Origin of the sequence: Brumicola pallidula DSM 14239 = ACAM 615 (assembly GCF_000428905.1) — a bacterium.
Lineage (GTDB): Bacteria > Pseudomonadota > Gammaproteobacteria > Enterobacterales > Alteromonadaceae > Glaciecola > Glaciecola pallidula.
In genome coordinates this window covers 1-1,061 of the sequence record NZ_AUAV01000035.1, presented here as the reverse complement: position 1 = coordinate 1,061, position 1,061 = coordinate 1, and the positions used below count along the sequence as shown (strand labels likewise).

The 1,061-nt window shown below is 38.6% G+C and carries 1 protein-coding gene and 1 pseudogene; both read left to right on the top strand.

The window, feature by feature from the left end; genetic code table 11:
• Positions 1–683 (top strand): response regulator (locus G399_RS0110890; protein WP_081585748.1); only part of this gene is annotated, 683 nt, incomplete at its 5' end.
• Positions 680–1,061: pseudogene (locus G399_RS20625) on the top strand (sensor histidine kinase); the annotation flags it as partial. The gene G399_RS0110890 and the pseudogene G399_RS20625, both read left to right, overlap by 4 nt.

Sequence of the window (1,061 nt, the reverse complement as noted above, 5' to 3'; positions counted from 1 at the left end):
TGAGAATACTCATTGTCGAAGATAATCCAAAAGTAGCCAAACTATTAAAAATAGCGTGTGAAAAATTTCCTGCAAGTTGCGATATGTCAACCAGTGGGAAAATCGCAATTTCCTTATGTAAGATTACTAACTATGATGCTGTTATTCTCGATCTCGGATTACCTGATCTCGATGGTTTAGAAGTACTTAAAACCCTCAGACAGAGAGAGTATCATCTTCCCGTACTGATCTTAACGGCCAGAGGAAATATACAAGACAGAATTACCGGGCTTGATTTGGGAGCCGATGATTACCTGGTAAAACCATTTTCTATAGAAGAGTTACTTGCAAGATTACGGGCATTGTTACGTCGTCCGGGTACGCTTGCAGGCAGCATGCTGATCCACGGTAATATCAAACTAGATCTGTGTTCTAAGCACCTTGATATTAATGGGAAATCTTTATTTTTAGGAAAAACTGAAATTGCTGTTCTGAGTTATTTGATCCGCAATGCCGGGATCACAGTGCCTAAAGATGCGATGAAAGACAGGTTATATGGCTTTGATGATGATGTTAGCGAAAATGCAATTCAGGTCGCCATTCACAGACTACGTAAAAAGTTGGTCTGTGCAGGAGCAACCTTCGAATTAAAAACACTCCGGGGTATTGGATATATTTTGCGCGTTGAAAAGGTGACTGCATGAAATTATTTCGTTATTTATGGACGTTTCGTTATTCACTTACAGTGACCTTGCTATTTAACTATTGTATTGCTGGTATATTGTTATTCGGCGCTTTAATGTTGGCAATGCTTACGCTCAATACCGGTGATTTTGCAGATCTTGCTGCGCAAGAGCCTTCCGAGGAACTGGCTTACGATATTATGGAAGTTTTAAGTATCAACGATCAAGGAGAAATTCTGGTTAATAACCCGGATATTCTCAGTTGGGCATATGATAATTTATACGGTAATCTTGGTTTCCGGATAGTGGATAAAAATACTAATAAAATCATTAAAAGCTCAGCATCAGATGTTGTTGCAATCCAAACTTTACTACATTATTTACCTGTAGATTTATCCC